Raw genomic sequence first — 22,566 nt, 5'->3', positions numbered from 1 at the left:
TGTCGTCGAGCACGCTCAATGCATCCTCATGCATCCTCAAGCGTGGTGCTGAGCGGTAAAGCGCAGCATCGAAGTGTCGTAGCCAAGCTTGCGCACGCGCGCGACAAGCGCCGCCGCGGCATCGCGGCCCGGCTCCGGTTCGCGCGTGAGTATCCACAGGAAGCGCCCGGACGGCTCGCCGACGATCGACCATGCGTAGTCGTCGGCATGGTCGAGCACCCAGTAATGGCCCACGTAAAACGGCCCGAAAAACGAGACCTTGAGCTTGGCGTTGCCGCTGCCTTCGACCACCTTCGCGCGCCCTTTCGCCACGCGAATCGGCCCGTTCGTGCTGCCCACGCGGCATAGGTTCAGCACGTCCACGAGACCGTCGTCGCGCTGCGCGTACTCGGCGATCACGGCTTCGCCGCCGCGCTCGAAACGATTTTCATAGCGCGCGAATTCGAACCAGCGCCCCACGTAGCGGTCGAGATCGACGGGCAGGGCCGGTTGCGGCACGCGCCGGTTGCCGCGCGGCCCGCCCGCGAACGCGCCGGACTTCTGCCACAACAGCGCGCCCGCCGCGAATGCGCCGAGGGTGCCCGCGGCGAGCCACGCGGGATGAATACGGCTTCTCATGCGGCCTCCTTGGTCTTGTTCGTCATGGTAGCGAGGAACGGAGTGCGTTGCATTGGATGTGCCTGGGCGAAGCCGGTGCTTTGCTTGTGTCCTTATGCTGCGCCTCGCGCGTGGCGGGTTTCGTCATCGACATGCGGTGCATTTTTATGCGCAGCGCCATTCGTTCGTATTCCGAATGATTACGAACTCATCGAATCCGGCTGCGCATTCTTGCCGAAGCGCCCAACGCGGCGCTCACGAGCTGCGCTGCAAAAAACGCAGCTCGCGAGCCAAAGTTTTCGCTCAGGCAAGGCAGACTTGCTTCGCGCATTTGCGCAACGGCTCGCGACGCTTCTTCATCGGTCGCGGCCCAGCATGAATACCGGATCGCCGCATCAAGCGCGCGCCGCAGCCACCTGATGCTTCAACCGGCTTCAACAAGCTTCAACCGGCTTCAACCCGCTTCAACGGGATTCGCGCCGCCCGCAACCGGTATCGTCGTAACCGCCGCGCAAGCGAGCATCGCTCAGTGCCCGGCGTTCGGCGTTTTCGCGGCCGCATTCGTCGCCGCGCTCGTAGCGGCGTTCGTTGCCGACGATACCGCGTTGCCCGCCGCATCCACGATCCGCACGGCGCTGTCCGCGACTTGCGCGGAAGCGTCGGCGCTTACGAGCGACGATTCGCCTTGCGCCGCCGCCTGCTCCGCCGTGTGCGTCATTGCGCCCGTCATCGCGAGGAAATGCTGGTTCACGCGCCCCTCCGCGTCGGCGACGGCGTGCGTCATCGTATCGAGCACGATTTCGGCGGCATGGCGGAAATATGCCACCGTCTTGGCCGCGCCCGTCAGCGAATAGCTCGTTTGCAGACGCCAGACGCCGAGCGGCGAACTTTCCTCGGCGGCGGCGAGCGCAATGGCGCGCTGCTCGTCGAGGCTCGTGCGAATGGCTTGTGCCGTGAGATCGCCAAGGCGCGCCGCCGCGCCGCTCCAGATGCCGACCCAGCTCGCGTTCGCAGCCAGGGCGGGGTCGATGGCGGTGCTGGCGCCGGGGTTCAGGCTTGCCGTGCTGGCGTGAAAGTCGCTCATGATGTGACTCCTTTTTCGGCTCGACGCCGGTGGAAGAAGGTTGCAGCGAAATACATTGCAGCGCGGCAGATTCCGCGCGATGCCGATGCGTATCACGCAACGGCCGTACGCAACGGCCGTGCCGCCGCGCGTTGCGTGCGGTGCAGCGCAGAGCGCGCCCGCGTGGGCACAAGTGCTGCGCTGATGCCGGTAAAGCATTCGCTTTTTATGGAGGCTCGCCATGCAACGCAACGCATTCTCTGCCGCATCGCCCGACGAACCGCTCAATCCCGGCGACGAAGGCCCGCCCGACGCACCCGGCGTCGGCGAGGACACCTGCGGCGCGTGTCACGGCACGGGGCTAGTGGAAGGCCAGCGCTGCGCCGTGTGCGGCGGCACCGGCAAGGTGATGCAAGGCATCGGCGGCGGCTGAAAAGGGCTCGAATCACGCCGGGCTTTACCGCGCCCGAAATTACGCCTCGAATAAGGCATCGAGAAGGCAGGGGAAAGAAGGCATCGAGCAGGCATCAAGCAGGCATCGCGGGCAGATATCAACCAGGCATCCGAGCGAAGCCGCGACCGCGCGCCAGGCGTGCGCACGCCAAAATCCAGCCGTTTGACGCCAGCCCTGGAAGCGCCGCTTTTCAGCAACCAGGTGAAAACTGCACTCGCGTCACGCCCAAAGCTACACGAACGTGCATTCGCAAAAATCGACGCGTTACGCAGCGCGCATCGAATCGAACACGGCGCCTTGTCCCGCGCCGGTTTCGCGCGGTTTCGCCGCTCGAAAACCGGCGTTTTTGCATTGCCGCAATGGCTGGCCCGGAGATTGCTTAGAGCGTTAGGGTTCGCCCGAACACGCGCCGTTCAGCGGCGCCGAGAGCTTCCGGCGAATCTCGATCAACGCTCGATCCATACCTGTACCTACGCGGAGTCGCCCTTGTCGCTCAACGTCCTGATGGTCGCCGCAGAAGCCGCACCGCTCGCCAAGAGCGGCGGTCTCGGCGACATGGTTAGTGCTTCCTCCGCGGCGCTGCGTCAACGCGGCGCCGATGTTTCGATTCTCATGCCCGGTTACGAATGCGCGTTCGAACGCGCGCGCGCGGCCACGCCGCTCGGCTATCTGCGCGATCTGCCCGGCGGCGATGCGCGTTTGTGGCGCGCCGCGATGCCTGATTCCGACGTGCCCGTGCTACTGCTGCAAATGGACCACCTGTATGCCGGACGCGGCAGCGGTCTCTATCAAGATGCGTGCGGGCGCGAATACATCGACAATTTCGCGCGTTTCGCCTCGCTTTCCGCCGCCGCCGCGCGCATCGCCACCGGCGTGCGCGGCGTGGTGCGGCCGCGCGTGGTGCATGCGCACGACTGGCACGCCGGCCTCACGCCGCTGTTCATGAAGCTCGCGGGCGCCTCGGCGAAAAGCGTGTTCACGATCCACAATCTCGCGTTCCAGGGCAACTATCCGCTCGGCCTCGCGCACTATGCAGGCATTCCGTCAGGATTGCTAAACGCCTCGCCCGACGACGCGCAGAGCATCGAGTTCTATCAGTCGCTGAGCTTCATGAAAGCGGCCATTGTCCACGCGGACCGCGTGACGACGGTGAGCGAGCGCTATGCGCGCGAAATCCTCACGGCGCGCTTCGGCAATCGCATGGAAGGCGTGCTGGCCGCGCACGCGGACAAACTCACTGGCATCATCAACGGGATCGACGACGAAGCCTGGAATCCCGCCGACGATCCCGCACTCGCGCAGCCTTACGGCATCGACGATCTCGCGGGCAAGCACGCCTGCAAAAAGGCATTGCAGCAGAGTTACGGCTTGCAGGTCGATCCGTTCGCGCCGCTCGTGGCCATCGGCAGCCGCCTGACCGAACAGAAGCTTGCCGACGTCGTCTGCGAAGCGCTGCCCGCCGCGCTCGCGCGCTGGCCGCGCGTGCAGTTCGCGATTCTCGGTCAGGGCGACGCGCAGATCGAAAACGCGCTGCGCAAGCTCGCGCAGGAATGGCCGGGCCGGCTGGGCGTGCATATCGGTTACGACGAAGACCGCGCGCACCGGCTGCATGCGGGCGCCGACATCCTGCTGCACGGCAGCCGCTTCGAACCGTGCGGGCTCACGCAGCTTTACGCCATGCGCTACGGCACGATTCCCGTGGCGTCGCGCGTGGGCGGCCTCGCCGACACCATCGAGGATTGCCCCGCCACGGCCGCCGACGGCGCGCACGCGGGCCGCGCGAACGGCTTCCTCTTTACCGGCGAGCATGCGAGCGACGTGTTCCATGCGCTCGGCCGCGCGCTGGGCGCGTTCGCGCAACCCACGCTTTGGCGCGCGCTCCAGCGCAACGCCATGAAGCGCGATTCGAGCTGGCGCGTGCCCGCGACGCGTTACCTCGATCTCTATCGCTCGCTCACGCAAACGCAGGCCGTGCTGTCCGCGCACGTGACGCGCGTGAACGGCACCGCCGTCGCGCGCAAGGCCAACGCCGCGCGCCCGCGCCGCGCGCACGCCGCCGAAGTGCGGCGCAGCGCCTGACGTTTGCCGCCCGACGTTTGCCGCCCGACGTCGAACCGGCCGTCAGGCCGTTCGACGTCAACGCCGCTGCCGCGCGTTTCAGCGAACGCGCGGCAACGCTTCACACCGCCGCGAACGCGATATCCGAAGGACTCCCAACGGCCACGTAATTGCCGGTGAAGCGCAGCTTGCCGCTCGATTTATCGGCGGAAAAAATCGCGATGTGATCGCTGCGCTGGTTGAGCGAATAGAGAAAGCGCCCCGAAGGATCGAAGCGAATCACGCGCGGATAATCGCCGCCCGTATGAATTTCGCCGATCCAGTGTACCTGGCCGTTCGCGCCCACGCCGAATTGCGCGATGGTGTCGTGCAGCCGGTTCGCCACGTAGAGGAAACGCGCGTCGTGCGAGAGGATGATTTCCGAGGCGAAGCTCGTGCCCTGAAAGCCGGGCGGCAAGGTGGAAACCGACTGCATGCGCGTGAGCGTGCCGTGCTGTGCGTCGTAGCCGTAAGTCACGAGCGTGGACGCTTCCTCCGTGACCTCGTAAAGCCAGCGCCCGTTCGGATGAAACACCACGTGGCGCGGCCCCGCGCCCGCCGAAGCCGCGACGAAGGCCGGCTCGTTCGGCGCGAGCGCGCCCGAACTTTCGTCGAACTTCCAGACATAGGTGCGATCCACGCCCAGATCGGTCGAAATGGCGAAGCGGCCGTCGGGCGAAGGCACGATGGTGTGCGCATGCGGGCCGTCGTGATCGCTGATCGCGAAGCTGCCCGGCGCGCCTTCGGCGGCGTGCCCCGCGCCCGCCGGCGCTTGCGGCGCCTGCATCGAAACCGCGTCGCGCAGCGTGCCGTCGTCGCTCACCGGCAGCACCGCGACGCTGCCGCTGTTGTAGTTCGCCACCAGCAGATAGCGCCCGTTCGGATGCAGGCTCAGATACACCGGCCCCGCGCCCTGCGAATTCACGGTGCTGACGGGATGCAGCGCGCCCGTGCCCGCCTCGATCGCATACGAACTCACCGAGCCGTTGCTCGTGCCGTTGTAGTTCTTCACCTCGCTCGTGCTGAACAGGAAGCGCTGCTGAGGGTCGATGACGAGCGCGCTCGGGTTTTCGATGCCCTGGACCGGATCGAGCGCGTCGAGCTTGCCCGTCGCGCGATCGACACGAAAACGATGGATGCCGAGCCCATGTGGCGTATAAGTGCCGACGTACGCGAACAACGCCTTGCCGTTTTGCGCCGCCGTGCGTTTCGCGGCAGGTTCTCCCGCGTTCGCCGTGCTCGCTGCGTTCGCCGCGTTGCCGAGCGAGCCCATCGCCGAAACCGCCGCCATCGCGCTCACGTTCCTGAGCCACGCGCGCCGCGCCTGCGAACCCGGCCCTTCCCATACCTTCGTCATCAGCCTGCCTCCTCGTCGTGTGCCGTGTCGTTTCGATGCGCGCCTATCCTAATGCGATCGGCGGATTGGCGCGCTGACCATGCCTCGCGCGGCGTGGCGACAGCCGTTTTGCCCGCGCGCTACCATGGTGCCCAAGGGCCGCGCGAACGCTGGCGCGTCCATCCGGCCCCGCCTTCCAGTTCGCTGCATCCGACATGAAAACCAGGGCGATGCGCGTCCAGCATGCGCGTGCGCGACGTCGCCCATTCAAGGAGCGAGTGATGAAGAAGAACCTGCTGCGTGCCGTGTGTCTCCTGTCTCTTTCGGCTTTTGCCCTCGCCGCCCAGGCGCAGACGGCGAGCGATGCCTCCGCCGGCAACGATGCCTCGATGTCGCAATCCGCGCCCGCCGCGAGTTCGGGCAAAAAGGCGACCAAGGCCGACCGCGCGCTCGCGCGTGCCGTGCGCCGCGCGCTTTCGAGGACCAACGGCTTCGACGTATCGAATGTGTTCGTGCGCGCGCGCGGCGGCGCGGGGTGACGCTGAGCGGCTCGGTGCGCAACGGCGACCAGCTCCATCAGGCCGAGGACGTGGCGAAGTCGGTGCAAGGCGTGACTTCGGTGTCGAACAAGCTCACGCTGTTCCACGGCGGCAACGGCTAAGCGGCGCTGCCTTTTCCTCGCGCGGCGCTGCGGACGGCGCCGCGCGCTCCTCACGGGCGCATGGCGCGCCCGTCGAATGCGTATCGCGTCATGCCAGCGCCCGCGCCAACGTCACCACGCCCGCCTCGATCGCCGCGCAGTCGATCGACGCAAATCCCAGCACGAGCCCCGGCGGCGCCGCGCTCCTCGCGGGCGCATGGCGCGCCCGTCGAATACGTATCGCGTCACGCCAGCGCTCACGCCAGCGCTCATGCCAGCGCCCGCGTCAACGTCACCACGCCCGCCTCGATCGCCGCGCAGTCGATCGACGCAAAACCCAGCACGAGCCCCGGCGCCGCCGCGCGATCGACCGCATAGAACGAGAGCGCGCGCGTCTCCAGCCCGGCGCGCGCCGCGCGTTGCGCCATCGCGGCGTCGTCGGTGCCGGGCCGGAAGAAGGCGGGCGCGTCCAGGCCCGCGATCGGGCGCGGCACGTGCAGCAGACCGGCCAGATGCCGCTTCGCCGCCGTTTCGAGCGTTTGCGCGCGCTCGCCGTAGAGCATGCGCATGCGCCTCACGTGCCGCCCGAAATGACCTTCGGCGATGAACGCGTGCAACACCGACTGCGTGTCGAGCGGCACATGCCTGCCCGTCAGCGACCACGCGGCGGCGAACGCATCCACGAGCGCATCCGGCACGACTGCGTAGGCCACCCGCAGCGCCGGAAACAGCAGCTTGCTGAAGGTGCCGCAATAGATCACGTGCCCCGCGCCGTCGAGGCTTTTCATCGCCGCCAGCGGATTGCCCTCGAAGCGGTACTCGCTGTCGTAATCGTCCTCGATGATGAGCGCGCCCGCGCCGCGCGCCCATTCGAGCAGCGCGAGCCGCCGCTCGAGCGAAAGCGCGGGTCCGAGCGGCGCCTGACGCCCCGCCGTGACGTACGCAAGCCGCGCGGCGCCCGCATGCGCCCGCGCCCACTCGACGTCGAACCCGTGCGCATCCACAGGCACGCCCGCCACGCGCGCGCCGGCCGCCTCCAGCACCCGGCGCGCGCCCGGATAACCGGGATCTTCGATCCACGCGGTATCGCCGGGGTCGAGCACGAGGCGCGCGCCCAGGTCGATGGCCTGCTGCACGCTGCCGAGAACCGCCACGTGCTCCGCCGTGCATGCAATGCCGCGCGACACGCCCACATACGCGGCAATCGCCTCGCGCAGCGGCCGGTAGCCGAGCGCCTCGCCGTCGCCGAGCAGATCGCGGCGCGTGCGGCGCGCACGGCGCGCGGCGATGCGCGTCCACAAGTCGAACGGAAACGCGTCGAGGTCGGGCTGGCTCGCGCGAAACGCGCGCGCAGGCGCGCCGCGCCCGCCGAGCGCGAACGGGCTGCGCGCGAGCAAGCGGCCGCGCGCCGAAAGCGCGATTGCCTGGACCGCGTGCGGCTCGCTTAGGGGCGCAAGCGGCGCCGCACCGCGAGCCGCCATTTTGTCGATACGCCGATCAGGCAGCTCGCGCGTCACGTAGCTGCCGCGCCCGACCGCGCCCGTCAAATAGCCTTCGGCCTGAAGCTGCGCGAACACGCCAAGCACGGTGCCGCGCGAAAGCATCGCGCGCGCGGCCAGATCGCGCGACGAGGGCAACCGCGCGCCGGGCGCAAGACTGCCTTCGAGAATCGCCGCGCGCAGCGTTTCGTAAAGCCAGCGTTGCAGCGGCACGCCCACGGGCCGCGGCCCGAGCGCAAGTTCGATGTGTCCGGCACGGCGCATGGCGCCTCCTTATTGGCTCAATCAGTATCGCCATAATGGATCTTTTTGCCGACCATTTACAGCGCTAAGCTCACGTTCATCTTTTTCCATGCGGGAGTTGCGGCGATGAAGGAAACCCTCTGGCTGGCCGGCGCGAGCGGCGCCGTCGGCAGCGCGCTCGTGCCGTTGCTGATCGACGCCGGTTATGCGGTGTTCGGCAGCACGCGGCGGCCGGAGCGGGCGCAAGCGCTGGAAGCGGCGGGCGTCGTGCCTGTGATCGTCGACGTGTTCGATGCGCGCGCGCTGCGCGATGCGCTCGTGCGGGCCGCGCCGCGCACGGTGATCCACCAGCTCACCGACCTGCCTTACGCGCTCGATCCCGCAAAAATGGCGTCCGCCACGGCCGCGAACGCGCGCATTCGCGACGAGGGCACGCGCAATCTCGTCGCGGCCGCCGTGGCTGCGGGCAGCACGCGGTTCGTCGCGCAGAGCATTGCGTGGGCGTACCGGCCCGGCGTCAAGCCTTACGACGAAACCCGCCCGCTCGACGTGGAAGCCGAAAGCGCGCGCGGCATGAGCGTGCGCGGCGTCGCCTCGCTCGAACGGCAGACGCTGGCAACGCCGGGCCTCACGGGCACGGTGCTGCGCTATGGGCAAATCTGGGGGCCGCGCACCGGGATGAGCGCGCCGGGCGGCACGAGTCCCGTGCATGTGGAAGCCGCCGCGTTCGCGGCGCTGTTGGCGCTTGAGCGCGGCGCGACCGGCCTCTACAACATCGCCGACGATCACGGCGAAGCGTGCAACCTGAAGGCGAAGCGCGAACTTGGCTGGTCGCCGGATTTGCGTCTGCCGCCGGGTTTGCGGAATGGAGCGCTTCGGTGAATGCCGCGGCAGGCGGCGCGCTCGATTCCCATGTTCGAGGCAAATCCCGCGTTTCAGGCGGCAAATCCGGCTTGGGGAATCGACGAAAAACGGTTACGCGGGCTGGAAGATTCGCCGGGGGATACGCACTAACGCGACGCACTACGTGACGCACTAACGCGACGCGCAAACGCACGCGTCGAGGGCAGGGAGCGCACCAAAAAAAACGCCGGGCGCGAAGCCCGGCGTGGAATTCGCGGGAGAGGCAAGGTGCCCGGCACTCCCGCGACGTGTTGACTGCCCATTGTTCTCATTTTGGCGATTTGGGCCGTGACAAAAGTCAAAACTTGTGGCGGCTAGCGTCCGGGCCGCAGCATCAATTTGATCTCGTGCAGGCTAACTCGCCGTAACTCGCGAAATCGCCGTCGATGCGCCGCCGATTCGCCGCCGAGTCGCCGTCAACGGGCGGCCACTTTCAGCGGCAACAACCGGCCTTCGGCAAGCAGCGCGATCGTCTTGACGATCAGCACGGCGAACACCGCATTGGCGGCAAGGAACAAGGCGAACACGAGTTCGTGAGCCCAGACCGGCGCACCGCGTTGCGCAATCAGCATGGCGAGCGTCGGCAGCGCGGCCGTGCCGAAACTGAACGCCCGAAGCAAGGACGAAAGCAAAAGCAAACGAAAGCGGTGTTTCGCTCGCTCATTGCAAAAAAGCTCCCCGGCGTTTCAGCTTGGCATCCGCTCACGTTCGCCGAAAGAAAAATCGTCGGCCGTATCATGCTTTGAAAGATTTTCGTTAATTTATTTAAAGCTGGATTTCCTTCGCGCAATCGGCCATTCGTGCTGATTCATCGGGCATTTTCGCGCCTTTTCGTGCCTTTTCGTACCTTTTCGCGCACTACGCGAAGCACGCACTTCGGCCTTCATACGTAAGCTTCGCGGCAATTTTCGCCGCACCTCACCTTTCATTTACGCAATCGTCCTCCAAACAATTTCATTTCACTTTCGCACATAAAAGCAAAACGAAAAGTTATTGAAAGCGTTTCGCCGGAATCCTTTATAAAACTTTCACATGGAAATGATGCAATTCCGCCGCCTGAAGAGGCAACCCGAGAATTCGGAAAGACAGTTTGCAAGTTCCCCGACCGGCTTCTTATCAATAAACGGAAGCGCCTTACAAAACCTGGAGCGCGCGCTATGCATTTGAAAAAAGCTCTGTTGCCCATCCCGTTCGCTGCCGCGCTGGCAGTGATCGCGGCCTGCGGCAGCAGCAACAACAACACGCCGGCACCGACCGCTTCCGTGTCCGCCCAGGACGCGTTGCAAACGGCCACGCCGATCAAACACCTTGTCGTGATCTACGGTGAGAACGTTTCGTTCGACCACTACTTCGCGACCTACCCGAACTCGACGAACCCGACCGGCGAACCGCAGGTTCTGCCCGTCGGCACGACGCAGACGGACATCAACACGCTGGTTCACGCCGGCCTCGTTTCGCCGAACAACCCGAACGGCGCGGCCAACTCGCCGAACCTCGTGGCTTCGACGATCAACGGCGTGGCCACGCTGCCGCCGAACATCGGCGGCGTGACGCTGACCTCGACGCTCGCGCAGCCGTTCCGCCTCGACCGCACGCAGGCCAATACGAAGTCGCAGAACCACTCGTACACGCCGGAGCAGCTCGGCGACGACGGCGGCAAGATGGACGCCACGCCGCTGTTCACGTCCGCGACCGGCACGACCAACGGCAGCACGGGCTCGTTCGGCTCGGCCGCGCAGGTGCTCGGCTACTTCGACGGCAACACCGTCACGGCAATGTGGAACTACGCGCAGCACTTCGCGCTGAACGACAACGCCTGGACCGACACGTTCGGCCCCTCGACGCCCGGCGCGGTCGAAGTGGTGTCCGGCCAGAACAACGGCATCCAGATGTACACGACCACGGCCACCTCGGGCACGTCGCTCGGCACGGCGGTCACGGGCACGACCTCGCCGAGCGGCAACGCCATCCCCGACGGCCAGGGCGGCTTCACGATGATCGGCGACCTGGACCCGGCCGGCGACGTCTGCACGAACACGCTCGACACGACGGGCTCGGTGGTCGCGCAATACGCTCCGCAAGTGAAGAACATCGGCGACCTGCTGAACGCCAAGAACATCACGTGGGGCGGCTTCATGGGCGGCTTCAACCTGTCGACGGTGAACCCGAACGGCACGACGGGCTGCTCGCGCTCGACGTTCTCGTCGGTGCTCAACGCCGCTTCGTCGGACTACGTGCAGCATCACGCGTGGTTCCAGTATTTCCCCTCGACCGCCAACCTGACGCACCAGCGTCCGTCGTCGACGGCCATGATCGGCCTCACCGATCCGCAGCTCGACAACACGGCAACGCCGGTTCACCACCAGTACGACACGGATGACTTCTTCACGGCCGTCTCGGCGGGCAACTTCCCGTCGGTCAGCTTCCTGAAGGCGCCTTCGGTCGGCGACGGCCACCCCGGCAACTCGGACCCGCTCGACGAGCAGCAATTCGTCGTGAAGGTCGTGAACTTCCTCCAGCAGCAGCCGGACTGGAAAAACACGGCCGTCGTGATCGCCTACGACGACTCGGACGGCTGGTACGACCACCAGGCGCCGACGATCCTGAACTCGTCGTTCGACACCACGGCGACGACCAAGATCTCGACGAACACGACGAAGTCGGCCACGTTCACGGGCGCCGACCAGCTTAGCGGCAACGGCCAATGTACCGGCCCGAACGCGAAGCAGCCGGCAGGCGTGAACGGCGGTCTCGTGAACGGCCGCTGCGGCCCCGGCACGCGTACCCCGTTCCTGCTGATCTCGCCGTATGCGAAGGCCAACTTCGTCGACCATACGCAGATCACGCAAGCATCGGTCGTGCGCTTCATCGAAGACAACTGGCTCGGCAGCCAGCGCCTAGGCAACGCTTCGTTCGACGCGACGGCCGGCGACATCCGCAACATGCTGAACACGACGGGCGATTCGCCGGCCGTGTTCCTCGACCAGAACTTCGGTACGAAGCTGGCCGCGGCGCCGACGAACTAAGCGTTCGTGCGATGAAACCCGCTTCCCCGCCCGCGCGGTGCCCCGCACCGCCGACTCCGGCCTGCGCGCCGCCGCGCGAGGGGAAGCGCTGTCTGTCGTAACCGTGTCGAGCCCGTGCGCCCCGCGTGCCGGCTCGACATTTTTTTTGCCTGAACCCTCGTTGCCATTCTCGCCATGAGTCTTCCGAACACCCTGCCGCCCACCCTGCCCGCGGGCAAAGACGCGAACCCCGAAGCCACGAAGCGCACGCTCAAGCGCGTGGCCGGCTGGACGGTCGCCGTCGCCGCCGCCGCGGCGGCCGCCCTTGCCGCCTACGCCGTGATCTATCCCGAGCGCATGCCATTGCCGGTCGGCACGATCGTCGAAGACTACACGGGCGCGAATCCGCAGCCGGTCGCGCTGCTCCTGCCGCCGCAGCAGCCGCTGAGCGCCGTCGCGCAGCTCGGCCGGCAGATTTTTTTCGATGCGTCTCTGTCCGCCTCGGGCAAGCAGTCGTGCGCGTCGTGCCATAGCCCCGACCACGCCTACGGCCCGCCGAACAGTCTTTCCGTGCAGATGGGCGGCCCGCAGCTCACGCTGGCCGGTTATCGCCCGCCGCCCTCGCTCGCCTACCTGTATCGCCAGGCGCCGTTCAGCATCGGCCCCGATCAGGCCGACATGGACACCGCGCCCATTTCGCTGCAAACGCTCGCGGCCAGCGCCGCCGGCGTGACGCGCGCGGTCAAGACGGCCGGCGTCGCGCCCGCCGCGCCCGCGATGGTGCCGCAAGGCGGCCTGTTCTGGGACGGCCGCGCGAGCACGCTGCAAGACCAGGCAATCGGCCCGATGCTCAATCCGGTGGAAATGGCCAACGCCAATGCGGCCGACGTCGCGCACAAGCTGCTCGCCACGAAATACCTCGGCCAGTTCCAGGCGCTGTTCGGCAAGCAGATCGTGAACCGGCCCGAGCTGCTCGTGGACGAAGCGATGTTCGCGGTCGGCCGCTACGAGTTCGAGGACAGTTCGTTCCACGCCTTCACGAGCAAGTACGATTACTGGCTCCAGGGCAAGGCGCGCCTGACGCAAGCCGAATTGCACGGCCTGCGCCTTTTCAACGATCCCGACAAGGCGAACTGCGCGGGCTGCCACCTGAGCAAGCCTTCGGCCGACGGCCTGCCGCCGCTTTTCACCGACACGCAGTACGAAGCGCTCGGCGTGCCGCGCAACCGCGACCTGCCGGTGAACCAGGACCCGAAGTTCTACGACATGGGCGTGTGCGGCCCGTTCCGCACCGACGTGACGGACCTCAAGCAGTATTGCGGCATGTTCCTCACGCCCACGCTGCGCAACACGGCCACGCGCCACGTGTTCTTCCACAACGGCGTGTACCACGACCTGAAACAGGTGATGGACTTCTACAACCTGCGCAACACCAACCCAGAGAAGATCTATCCGCGCGACGCTTCGGGCAAGGTGCAGCAGTTCGACGACCTGCCGAAGGCGTACCAGAAGAACATCGACTTCGCCGATGCGCCGTTCGACCGCAAGCCGACCGATCAGCCCGCCATGTCGGATCGGGACATTCAGGACATCATTGCGTTCCTGGGCACGTTGAACGACGGCTATAAGCCGAACTGAGCGGCGGTTCGGCCGGGCAACCCGAACGGCGGCCGCGGGCGCGGTTTTCGACTGGGCGTCGGCACACGGCGCGCCGGCGATTGCCGCGTCCGGTTATATCGCGCTGCCCGGCGGCGTGGTCGCGATGATTCGTGCGCCATGGCGCCGGGTGCGTCGAGTAGCGGACGAAGCACACGAAGCACACGAAGCTCACGAAGCACGCGAAGCGCACGAAGCGCACGAACGGGCCGAAGGGACCAACCCGCGCTTCGCGGGCAAGGGCGCGAGCGTTACGGGAAAGCGCCGCGCGAAGGTGCTACGCGAAGGCGCGATTCGATTCGCGATTCGATTCGAAGCGCGATTCGATTCGAAGCGCGATTCGATTCGAACGCATGATTCGAACGCATGATTCGAAGGCGCTACGCAGAGTGCTCTGCGCAGCAGCCGTTATGAAGGCATTACGCGAACGCAGGCGCGGCCGGCGGCGTAAGCGCGGGCTCGCGGCTTTCGCGCCCGGCATCGGCGTCGGCATTTGAATCGGCATCGGCATCGGCGCTTTTATCGGCATCGGCATCAACATCGACATCGCTCAAGCGGAACGTCGCCACGGCCTCGGCCATCTGGCACGCCTGCTGTTCGAGCGATTCCGCCGCCGCGGCCGCTTGCTCCACGAGCGCCGCGTTTTGCTGAGTCACCTGATCCATCTGGCTCACGGCCGTTTCCACCTGCTCGATGCCCGCGCTCTGTTCGACCGTGGCCGACGCGATCTCCTTCATGAGCCCCGACACCTTGTCCACCGAAGCGACGATCTCCGCCATGGTCGCGCCCGCCTCGCCCACGAGCGCGCGGCCGTTGCGCACGTCATGCACGGAAGCGTCGATCAGCGTTTTGATCTCGCGCGCCGACGCCGCGCTGCGCTGCGCGAGATTGCGCACCTCGCCCGCGACCACGGCGAAGCCGCGCCCCTGCTCGCCCGCGCGCGCCGCTTCCACCGACGCGTTGAGCGCGAGAATGTTGGTTTGAAACGCAATGCCGTCGATGATGCCCGTGATGTCCGCGATCTTGCCCGAGCTGCGGCTGATCGCCTCCATCGTGTCGATCACCTGCTCGACCACGCGCCCGCCGCGCTGCGCGACTTCGGCGGCATTGCTCGCGAGGCCGCTCGCGTCGCTCGCGTGCTGCGCATTCTGGCGCACGCTCGAAGTGAGTTGCTCCATGCTCGACGCGGTTTGCTCGAGCGACGCCGACTGCTGCTCGGTGCGGCTCGACAGATCGAGATTGCCCGCCGCGATCTCGCGCGCGCCCGTGTTGATCGCGTCGCAACTCGCGCGCACGCTGCGCACCGTATGCGACAGCCCGCTCTGCATGCGCCGCATCGCGCCTAGCAACTGGCCGACTTCGTTGCGCCCGCCGCCGCCAATCGGTACCGAGAGATCGTTCGCGGCGATCTGGTTGAGCACGTTCACGGCTTCGGCAAGCGGCGCCGTGACCACGCGCCGCAACGCCAGATGCGTGGCGACGACCAGCGCGAGTGCGGCCGCCAGCCCCACGGCCACCATCGCCATCACCCATTGATGCTCGCGGCGGCCTTGATCGAGCGCCGCGCGCGTGGCGGCGTCGGCGCTGGCGCGAAACGCGGCGACGCTGGCCGCGAAACGCTGCTCCGCGCTCGCGACGTCGCCGTTCACGAGCGCCGCGTACGCGGAGGTATTCGTTGAGGTATTCGCCGCTGTATTTGCCGCTGTATTTGCCGCTGTATTTGCCGCTGTATTTGCCGCTGTATTTGCCGCTGTATTTGCCGCTGTATTTGCCGCTGTATTTGCCGACGTATTTCCCGACGTATTTGCCGACGCACTCGCCGCCGCATCGCCGCTTTCGAGCGCCTCGGCCGCGCGTTGCAGCGTTTGCGCGAGCCCGAGCGCGTCGTCGAGCAAGGCGTCGCGTTGCGCGCGCGACTGCGCATCGAACGCCCCCGCGGCGGCGCTCCGGCGCAACGTGGCCGCGTGCGCGGCGCTTTGCTCCAGCAGCGTGCGCGCCTCGCCCAGCGCGGCGGCGCGCGCGTCTTGCCGCGCGGCGGCGTCGCCGTTTTCCTTCGCGGCCTGATACGCGCGCGCGAGCGCCGTCTGCGCCAGCGCCGCGTCCTCGCGCAATGCCAGCGCGAGCGCATCCTCGCGGGCGACCTCGTGGACATAGCGCGCGGAGTCGTCGGCGCGGCCGATCATCAGGACGCCCACCGCCGCGCCCGCCACCAGCATCGCCGCGAACGTGCCGAGCACGAGCAGCAGCCCGCGCCGTATCGTCAGATTGCGCATGATCCGCCTCCCCTCAATTCGCACACGGCGAACACGGCGAACGCGACGCGCGCGCGCCGCCGAGCCGCGCAAGCAGCACGTCCGCCTGTTCGATCAACGTCGCGCGATATTCGCCGGGCAGCACGCCCGCGCCGGCTTCGGCGTCCGCCGCCGCCATCGCCTCGTCAATCTGCGCGCGAAACGTCTGCATGGTCAGTTCCATCTGCGCGCGCGACAACTGCGGCAGCACGGCTTCGACGAACTTCGTCATCACGACCACGTTCGCGCCGAAGCGCGAAATGGCCTTGCTATGGGCGCTCACGAGCGCGGTCATCGAGCGCAGCAGCATCTCGTCGTGGTTGTTCACGGGCTTCTCCGGAAGAGTCGCATGGCGCATGCGGGTCGAATAAGAGTCGAAACGGGGCGGCACGGGCGTCACGCGTTCGCAAGCAGGTCGAACGCGCGCGGCATGACGGCGGCCGGCGAGGGGCGCGCGAGCAGAAAGCCTTGCGCGCGGTCGCAGCCGATCTCGCGCAGGAACGCAAGCTGGCGCGGCGTTTCCACGCCTTCGGCGACGACCGTCACGCCGAGCGAACGCGCCATCGCCACGATCGCGCGCACGATCGAGCGGTCGCGCGCGGTTTGCTCGTGCGCGTCGTCGGCGGGGGAGGTTTCCGGCATTTGCGCGAGGAACGAACGGTCGACCTTGAGCGTGTCCACAGGCAAGGATTGCAGATACTTGAACGACGAATAACCGGTGCCGAAATCGTCGATGGCCAGACTGATGCCGCGCGCGGCCAGTTCCTGCAACAGCGCTTCGATGCCGCCGCGCGCCGACGTCATCGCCATGCTTTCGACGAGTTCGAGTTGCAGCCGCGCGGCGGGCAGGCAGGTTTCGCTCAGGATGGTCGTGAGCTGATGCAGAAAGCCGTCGTGCAAGCACTGCCGCGCCGAAAGATTCACGCTGATGCGCCCGAAGTCGAAGCCTTCGTCGAGCCACGCGCGCGCCTGTCGGCATGCCTCGCTCAGCACCCATGCGCCCAGCGGCACGATCAACGAGGACTCCTCGGCGATCGGGATGAACTGGTCGGGCGGCACGATTCCGCGGCGCGGGTGCTGCCAGCGCACGAGCGCCTCGATATTCACGAGCGCGCCGCTCGCCACGTCGAATTCGGGCTGGTAATGCAGCACCAGTTCGCCCGCTTCGAGCGCGTGATGCAGCTCGCTTTCGAGCACGATGCGCTCCATCGCCGAGGACGTCATGGGCGCGGCGAAAAAGCGGAAGTTGTTCTTGCCCGCGTCCTTCGCCTCGTACATCGCGCGGTCGGCCTGCATGAGCAGCGCGCGCGGGTCCACGGCATCGTCGGGATACATGCTGATGCCGATGCTCGGCGTAACGAACAGCAATTGCTCGCCGACATGCATGGCCGCGCCCACGCGCGCGAGCAGCGACTGCGCGATCTGCCCGACATGGCGAATGTCCTCGATATCCTCGATCAGCAGCGTGAATTCGTCGCCGCCGAGCCGCGCGACCGTATCGGTCTCGCGCACCGCTTCCTGCAAGCGCCGCGCGATCACCGTGAGCGCTTCGTCGCCCACGCCGTGACCCATCGTGTCGTTGATGAGCTTGAAGCGGTCGAGGTCGAGAAAGATCACGGCCACGCGCTTGCCCGAGCGGCGCGCCCGCGCGAGCGAAAGCGAGAGGCGCTCGGTGAAAAGCGTGCGGTTGGGCAGGCCCGTGAGCGCGTCGTGCGTGGCGAGATAGCTCAGGCGCTCCTCGGTTTCGCGGCGCTGCGTGATGTCGGCGAAAATGGCCGCGTAGTGCGTGCATTGGCCGGCCGGATCGCAAATGCTCGAAATGGTCAGATATTCGAGGTAGAGCGTGCCGTCCTTGCGGCGATTCCAGATTTCGCCTTTCCAGTGGCCGGTTTGGGACAGGCTGCGCCACAGCGCGTGATAGAACGCCGACCCTTGCCGCCCCGAACTCAGCAGATTCGCATTGCGGCCCACGGCATCTTGCGCCGTGTAGCCGGTCAAACGCGTGAAGGCGGGATTCACGCGCTCGATGATGCCTTCGAGATTGGTGATCATCACGCCGTCCAGCGTCGATTCCACCACCTGATCGGCCAGCCGCAGATTCGCGCGCGAGGCGAGCAGCGCGTCGTCGCGTTCGCGCAGCGCGATTTGCAGTTCGCGCACGAATTCGTCCTCGATGTCGTGCAGGATGTGCGAGAGATCGAGCAGGCCGACAAGGCTCCCTTCCTCGCCGATCACGCCCACATGGCGCATGTGATGCTCGATCAGATATTGCCGCGCCGCATATAGGCTTTTCGCATGCGAAAGCGAGCGCAGCGGCCGGCTCGCGCGCTCGCCCACGCCGCCGTCGAGCGCGCCCGCGGCCGCGTGGCGCACCACGTCGCGCTCGGTCACGATGCCGTAATCGCCTTCCGGGTAAGCGACCACGAGCGCCGTGAGCCGCCGCGCGCGCATGCGGCGCATGGCCTCGCGCATGGGCGTGCGCGCCTCCACGACGAGCGGCATGGCCGCGTTCACCGAGCCGACCGTCTTGAGCCGCAGAAAGCATTCGAGCCCCTGGTTCATGACGAGATCGGTTTGCGTGACGATGCCGAGCGAGCGGCCGTCCTCGTCGACGACGAGGCAATGGCGAATGCCTTCGCGCTTGAAACGCAGCGCGGCGTCGCGCAAGGGCGTGCTCGCGGGCAGCGCGCGCACGGGCTGGCTCATCGCCGTGCGAATCGGGCGCGCGAGCGCTTCGTGGTCGTCGCTCAGCGCGAGCGCGTCGTGTTCGGTCCAGATGCCGACCGGGCGGCCCATCTCCGTGACGACGATGGCGCTGTAGCGCCGCTCGGCCATCAGACGCGCGGCTTCGCGGATCGGCACTTCGGGTCCGCAGGCGAGCGGCGGCCCCGAAAGAAGCTGACCAATTTCAAGGTCCAGCGTGTGGTGTTGCATGTCGCGCCCCGAACCGCACTGCTTTTCGCACTGCAATCACTTTTGAGATAGCGAGACCGTAGCAGTGCGCGCTCGCCAATCGCTTGACTTAAATCAAGTCTTGCGGCGTTGGCGCGACGCAATCGTTTGCGAAACCGTGGGGCAGGATCGCGTTGGCCATCCCGGCTGTGCGGGCGGCGCGCGCACGCTTCATCGCACCGGCGAATATGCCTCGCGCTTGACGCGGGCGCGCAGAGATTCTAGTTTACCGGACATCAACATCCAATAAACTGGAATCCGATGGACATTCACGCCAACATCGCGCGCCGGCTGCACGAGCTGCGCGACGCAAAAGGCTGGTCGCTCGAAACGCTCGCCTCGCGCAGCGCCGTAAGCCGCTCGAACATTTCGCTGATCGAGCGCGGCGAGAGCAGCCCCACGGCCGTCGTGCTCGACAAGCTCGCCACGGCGCTGGGCGTGCCGCTCGCTTCGCTATTCGAAACCGCCGGCGACGCGGCGCAAGCCGAACCCTCGCCGCATGTCGCCGCGCGCGAGCAGGCGCTTTGGACCGATCCGGCTTCCGGTTACGTGCGGCGCACTCTCTCGCCGCCCGCGCGGTCGCCGATTCAACTCGTGGAGGTGCGCTTTCCGCCCGGCGAGCGCGTAGCCTACGACACGAGCCTGCGCGACGCCGAAATTCATCAGCAAGTCTGGGTGATCGAAGGCGCGATGGAAATGACCGTGGGCGACCGAACGTGGCGGCTCGACACCGGCGATTGCCTCGCGATGCGGCTCGACCGCCCGATCGCCTATCGCAATCCGACGCGCAAACCCGCGCGTTATCTCGTGGCGCTGAGCGGCGCCGCCAACTGACGGGGGAAATCGCATGACCGACGACATCGCGGCGCGCGCGCGAATTCACACGCAGGTTCGCACACTAAGCGCCGAAGAAGCCGAAACGCACGCCAACGCGCTCGCGGACGTGCTGATCGACTGCGTGCAAGGCGGCGCTTCCGTCAGCTTCATGTTGCCGATCTCGCGCGATACGGCGCTTGCGTTCTGGCGAGGCGTGGCACACGGCGTGAAGCGCGGCGAGCGCATCCTGCTCGTGGCCGCAGACGGCGCCGGGCGCATGGTGGGCACCGCGCAACTCGTGCTGGCGCAGCCCGAAAACCAGCCGCATCGCGCCGATGTGGCGAAAGTGCTGGTGTGCCGCGACGCGCGCGGGCACGGCGTGGGCCTGCGCCTCATGCACGCCGTGGAGGCGGCGGCGCGGGCGGCCGGCAAGACGGTGCTCGTGCTCGACACCGTGACGGGCGGCGCGGCCGAGCGCCTCTACGCGCGCGCGGGCTGGCAACGCGTGGGCGACGTGCCCAATTACGCGCTCATGCCCGACGGCGCCCTTTGCGGCACGACGTTCTATCACAAGCAACTGGAACACCGCGACCGCGCCTGACCGGCCTCACGATAAACGCAGCGCCTCCGGAGGACGCATGCCGAACATGCGTCGATCGCCGGCGGAAAACGGGCACAACTGCCGGAAGCCCCGCGCGGCCGCCAGCTCCCGCACGGACCCGGCCGCGCGTGGACGAATCGCGCCGCGCCGTTCATGCGCGACACGCGCTGAGGAACCTGCTCCATGCCTGCATGGATTGCGCGGATTGCGCCGATTGCGCCGATTGCGCGCTCATGTTCCCGCGAGGCGTGGCGGAGTTTCAGCGCCTTCGCTCGACAACGCGCCGCTGTCGTCCTTGAGGCCCACGCCCGTGAGTTTGAGCCGCCGTGCCTGCGTCAACAGGTAATGGAGCTTGTGCGCCGCCGCTTCGTAGGGCAAGCCTTCCGGCCGCACGTTGGAAATGCAGTTGCGCTGCGCGTCATGACAGCCGATCCTGGGCGCCCACGTGAGATACACGCCCAGGCTGTCCGGCGAACTGAGGCCGGGCCGCTCGCCGATCAGCATTGCCACGAGCGAGGCGCCGAGCAATTCGCCGATTTCGTCGCCGAGCGCCACGCGCGCCTGACGCGCCACTACCACGGGGCCGATGCGCCAGTCCGGCAACCGCGCGCGCGCCGCCTTGAGCAGCGGCACGGCCTGCTTCGCGGCGGCGAGAGCGGACAGCCCGTCGCCCACCACGAATACGGCTTCCGGCGCCTCGCCTTGCGGCAGCGCTTCGAGCGCCGCGCGACTCGCCGCCGACAAGCGCCGCCCAAGGTCGGGCCGCCGCAAATAATGCTGACGGTCGGGCGCCGCGCTCTCCACTTCCAGCGTGGCGAAGCCTTCGGCTTCGAGCGCCTCGCGCAGCGCCGCCGTGTCGAGCGGCCGATGCACGGCGTCGCGCGCCTGCGCATGCGCCAGATTGAACGCCAGCAGCGGCGCCGTCGGCAAGCCGTTGCCGGCGCGGCCGAGCGCGATGCGTGCGTGGGTGAACGCCTTGAGCCCGCTCCACGGATTTTTTTCGACGGCGTCGCTCATGCGTCGATTCCCATCCACTCGTGCGCGCCCGCCAGCAGCGGCGCGCGCGGCGAAGCGCCGAGCAACGCGCCCTTCGCGTCGGTGATTTCCATCGTTTCGAGCCATGCCTCGAACTCGGGCGCGCGCCGCAAGCCGAGCAAATCCCGCAGATAAAGCGCGTCGTGAAACGAGGTGCTTTGATAATTGAGCATGACGTCGTCGGCACCGGGAATGCCCATGATGAAATTGATGCCGGCCGCGCCCAGCAGCGTGAGCAGCGTGTCCATGTCGTCCTGGTCGGCTTCCGCGTGGTTCGTGTAGCAAATGTCGCAACCCATGGGCACGCCGAGCAGCTTGCCGCAGAAATGGTCCTCAAGACCCGCGCGAATGATCTGCTTGCCGTCGTAGAGGTATTCCGGGCCGATAAAGCCCACCACCGTGTTGACGAGGAACGGCTCGAACTTGCGCGCGACCGCATAGGCGCGCACCTCGCAGGTCTGCTGATCGACGCCATGATGCGCGTTGGCCGAAAGCGCGCTGCCCTGCCCCGTTTCAAAGTACATGAGGTTGTTGCCGACCGTGCCGCGCTTGAGCGAGAGCGCCGCTTCGCGCGCCTCGCGCAATAACGCGAGCGAAATGCCGAAGCTCGCATTGGCCTTTTCGGTGCCCGCGATCGACTGGAACACGAGATCCACCGGCGCGCCTTTTTCGATGGCCGCAATGGTGTTGGTCACATGCGTGAGCACGCACGACTGCGTGGGCACGCGGTAACGCTCGCGGAACCCGTCGATCATCGCCAGCAGCTTCGTGATGGCGGCAAGGCTGTCGCTCGCAGGATTGATGCCGATCATCGCGTCGCCGCTGCCGTACATCAGGCCGTCGAGCATGGAAGCCGCGACGCCCTTCACGTCGTCCGTGGGATGATTGGGTTGCAGCCGCACGGCCAGGCGGCCCGGCAAGCCGACCGTATTGCGAAAGCGCGTGACGACGGGGCGCTTTTTCGCCACCGCGATCAGATCCTGATTGCGCATGAGCTTGGAGACCGCCGCGGCCATTTCCGGCGTGAGGCCCGCCGCCAGGCGTGCGAGCGCTTCGGTGTCCGCCGCGCCGGACAACAGCCAGTCGCGAAAGTCGCCCACGGTGAGATGAGAAACGGCGGCGAACGCCGCGGCGTCGTGATCGTCGACGATAAGGCGCGTGACTTCGTCGCTTTCGTACGGAATGAGCGCGTCGGAGAGAAACGCCTTGAGCGGCACCGCCGCCAGCGCCATCCTGGCCGCCACGCGCTCCTCTTCGCTGCCCGCCGCGAGGCCCGCGAGCTGGTCGCCCGAGCGCTGCGGGCTGGCCTTCGCGAGCAGCGTTTTCAGGTCCGCGAAGCGGTACGTGCGCGCGCCGATCGACTCCGTATAGTTCATGC

Annotated in this window: 17 protein-coding genes and 1 pseudogene; 9 read left to right on the top strand and 9 right to left on the bottom strand. The window is 67.0% G+C overall.

Annotated elements, in window-relative coordinates:
- Nucleotides 1-36 precede the first annotated feature (36 nt).
- Together U5805_RS05625 and U5805_RS05620 are read right to left on the bottom strand one after the other, a co-directional pair.
- Complete coding sequence (locus U5805_RS05625) at nt 37-618, bottom strand: lipocalin family protein (RefSeq protein WP_322102459.1); 582 nt, start codon at nt 616-618, stop codon at nt 37-39.
- Between the two features lie 505 nt (nt 619-1,123).
- On the bottom strand, nt 1,124-1,681 hold the full coding sequence (locus tag U5805_RS05620; RefSeq protein WP_322102458.1) for a phasin family protein: 558 nt from the start codon (nt 1,679-1,681) through the stop codon (nt 1,124-1,126).
- Nucleotides 1,682-1,901: 220 nt separating this feature from the next.
- On the opposite strand from U5805_RS05620, the gene U5805_RS05615 reads away from it, so the two are divergent.
- On the top strand, nt 1,902-2,093 hold the full coding sequence (locus tag U5805_RS05615) for a hypothetical protein (RefSeq protein WP_322102457.1): 192 nt from the start codon (nt 1,902-1,904) through the stop codon (nt 2,091-2,093).
- Between the two features lie 507 nt (nt 2,094-2,600).
- The gene (gene glgA / locus U5805_RS05610) at nt 2,601-4,193 is read left to right on the top strand and encodes a glycogen synthase GlgA (RefSeq protein ID WP_322102456.1); all 1,593 of its coding nucleotides are present in this window, start codon (nt 2,601-2,603) and stop codon (nt 4,191-4,193) included.
- 100 nt (nt 4,194-4,293) lie between these two features.
- Here glgA and U5805_RS05605 read toward each other — a convergent pair whose 3' ends face one another.
- Complete coding sequence (locus U5805_RS05605; protein WP_322102455.1) at nt 4,294-5,568, bottom strand: lactonase family protein; 1,275 nt, start codon at nt 5,566-5,568, stop codon at nt 4,294-4,296.
- 260 nt (nt 5,569-5,828) lie between these two features.
- Here U5805_RS05605 and U5805_RS05600 point away from each other — a divergent pair.
- Nucleotides 5,829-6,208 (top strand): annotated as a pseudogene (locus U5805_RS05600) (BON domain-containing protein).
- A 248-nt stretch (nt 6,209-6,456) separates the two neighbouring features.
- On the opposite strand, the gene U5805_RS05595 reads toward U5805_RS05600, so the two are convergent.
- Entirely contained in the window at nt 6,457-7,950 is a 1,494-nt protein-coding gene (locus tag U5805_RS05595) for a PLP-dependent aminotransferase family protein (RefSeq protein WP_322102454.1), read from the bottom strand.
- A gap of 105 nt (nt 7,951-8,055) precedes the next feature.
- Between U5805_RS05595 and U5805_RS05590 the strand changes: the two genes are divergently transcribed.
- The 4 genes from U5805_RS05590 to U5805_RS05575 all read left to right on the top strand — a co-directional run bounded on the left by U5805_RS05590 (nt 8,056) and on the right by U5805_RS05575 (nt 13,475).
- The gene (locus U5805_RS05590) at nt 8,056-8,811 is read left to right on the top strand and encodes an NAD(P)-dependent oxidoreductase (protein WP_322102453.1); all 756 of its coding nucleotides are present in this window, start codon (nt 8,056-8,058) and stop codon (nt 8,809-8,811) included.
- A 407-nt stretch (nt 8,812-9,218) separates the two neighbouring features.
- A complete protein-coding gene (locus U5805_RS05585; protein WP_322102452.1) occupies nt 9,219-9,578 on the top strand; it encodes a hypothetical protein in 360 nt (119 codons plus the stop codon).
- A 411-nt stretch (nt 9,579-9,989) separates the two neighbouring features.
- Complete coding sequence (locus tag U5805_RS05580) at nt 9,990-11,858, top strand: alkaline phosphatase family protein (RefSeq protein WP_322102451.1); 1,869 nt, start codon at nt 9,990-9,992, stop codon at nt 11,856-11,858.
- A 174-nt stretch (nt 11,859-12,032) separates the two neighbouring features.
- A complete protein-coding gene (locus U5805_RS05575; RefSeq protein WP_322102450.1) occupies nt 12,033-13,475 on the top strand; it encodes a cytochrome-c peroxidase in 1,443 nt (480 codons plus the stop codon).
- Nucleotides 13,476-13,912: 437 nt separating this feature from the next.
- Here U5805_RS05575 and U5805_RS05570 read toward each other — a convergent pair whose 3' ends face one another.
- From U5805_RS05570 to U5805_RS05560, 3 genes are all read right to left on the bottom strand, one after another.
- Nucleotides 13,913-15,766 carry a methyl-accepting chemotaxis protein gene (locus tag U5805_RS05570; RefSeq protein ID WP_322102449.1) on the bottom strand — a complete coding sequence of 618 codons (1,854 nt, stop codon included), beginning with the start codon at nt 15,764-15,766 and terminating at the stop codon, nt 13,913-13,915.
- 13 nt (nt 15,767-15,779) lie between these two features.
- A complete protein-coding gene (locus U5805_RS05565) occupies nt 15,780-16,112 on the bottom strand; it encodes a hypothetical protein (RefSeq protein WP_322102448.1) in 333 nt (110 codons plus the stop codon).
- Nucleotides 16,113-16,180: 68 nt separating this feature from the next.
- Nucleotides 16,181-18,718, bottom strand: coding sequence for an EAL domain-containing protein (locus U5805_RS05560; RefSeq protein WP_322102447.1), 2,538 nt, complete (start codon nt 18,716-18,718; stop codon nt 16,181-16,183).
- Nucleotides 18,719-18,997: 279 nt separating this feature from the next.
- On the opposite strand from U5805_RS05560, the gene U5805_RS05555 reads away from it, so the two are divergent.
- Nucleotides 18,998-19,570, top strand: a complete 573-nt coding sequence (locus U5805_RS05555; protein WP_322102446.1) for an XRE family transcriptional regulator — start codon at nt 18,998-19,000, stop codon at nt 19,568-19,570.
- 13 nt (nt 19,571-19,583) lie between these two features.
- The gene (locus tag U5805_RS05550) at nt 19,584-20,153 is read left to right on the top strand and encodes a GNAT family N-acetyltransferase (RefSeq protein WP_322102445.1); all 570 of its coding nucleotides are present in this window, start codon (nt 19,584-19,586) and stop codon (nt 20,151-20,153) included.
- 231 nt (nt 20,154-20,384) lie between these two features.
- Here the strand turns inward: U5805_RS05550 and eutC are convergent, their stop codons facing one another.
- The gene (gene eutC / locus U5805_RS05545; protein ID WP_322102444.1) at nt 20,385-21,170 is read right to left on the bottom strand and encodes an ethanolamine ammonia-lyase subunit EutC; all 786 of its coding nucleotides are present in this window, start codon (nt 21,168-21,170) and stop codon (nt 20,385-20,387) included.
- Nucleotides 21,167-22,564 carry an ethanolamine ammonia-lyase subunit EutB gene (locus tag U5805_RS05540; RefSeq protein ID WP_322102443.1) on the bottom strand — a complete coding sequence of 466 codons (1,398 nt, stop codon included), beginning with the start codon at nt 22,562-22,564 and terminating at the stop codon, nt 21,167-21,169. Before U5805_RS05540 ends, eutC begins: the two co-directional genes overlap by 4 nt.
- Between the last annotated feature and the right edge of the window lie 2 nt (nt 22,565-22,566).

The organism is Paraburkholderia sp. J41 (assembly GCF_905220235.1).
Lineage (GTDB): Bacteria > Pseudomonadota > Gammaproteobacteria > Burkholderiales > Burkholderiaceae > Paraburkholderia.
This window is presented reverse-complemented; position numbering and strand designations above follow the sequence as displayed.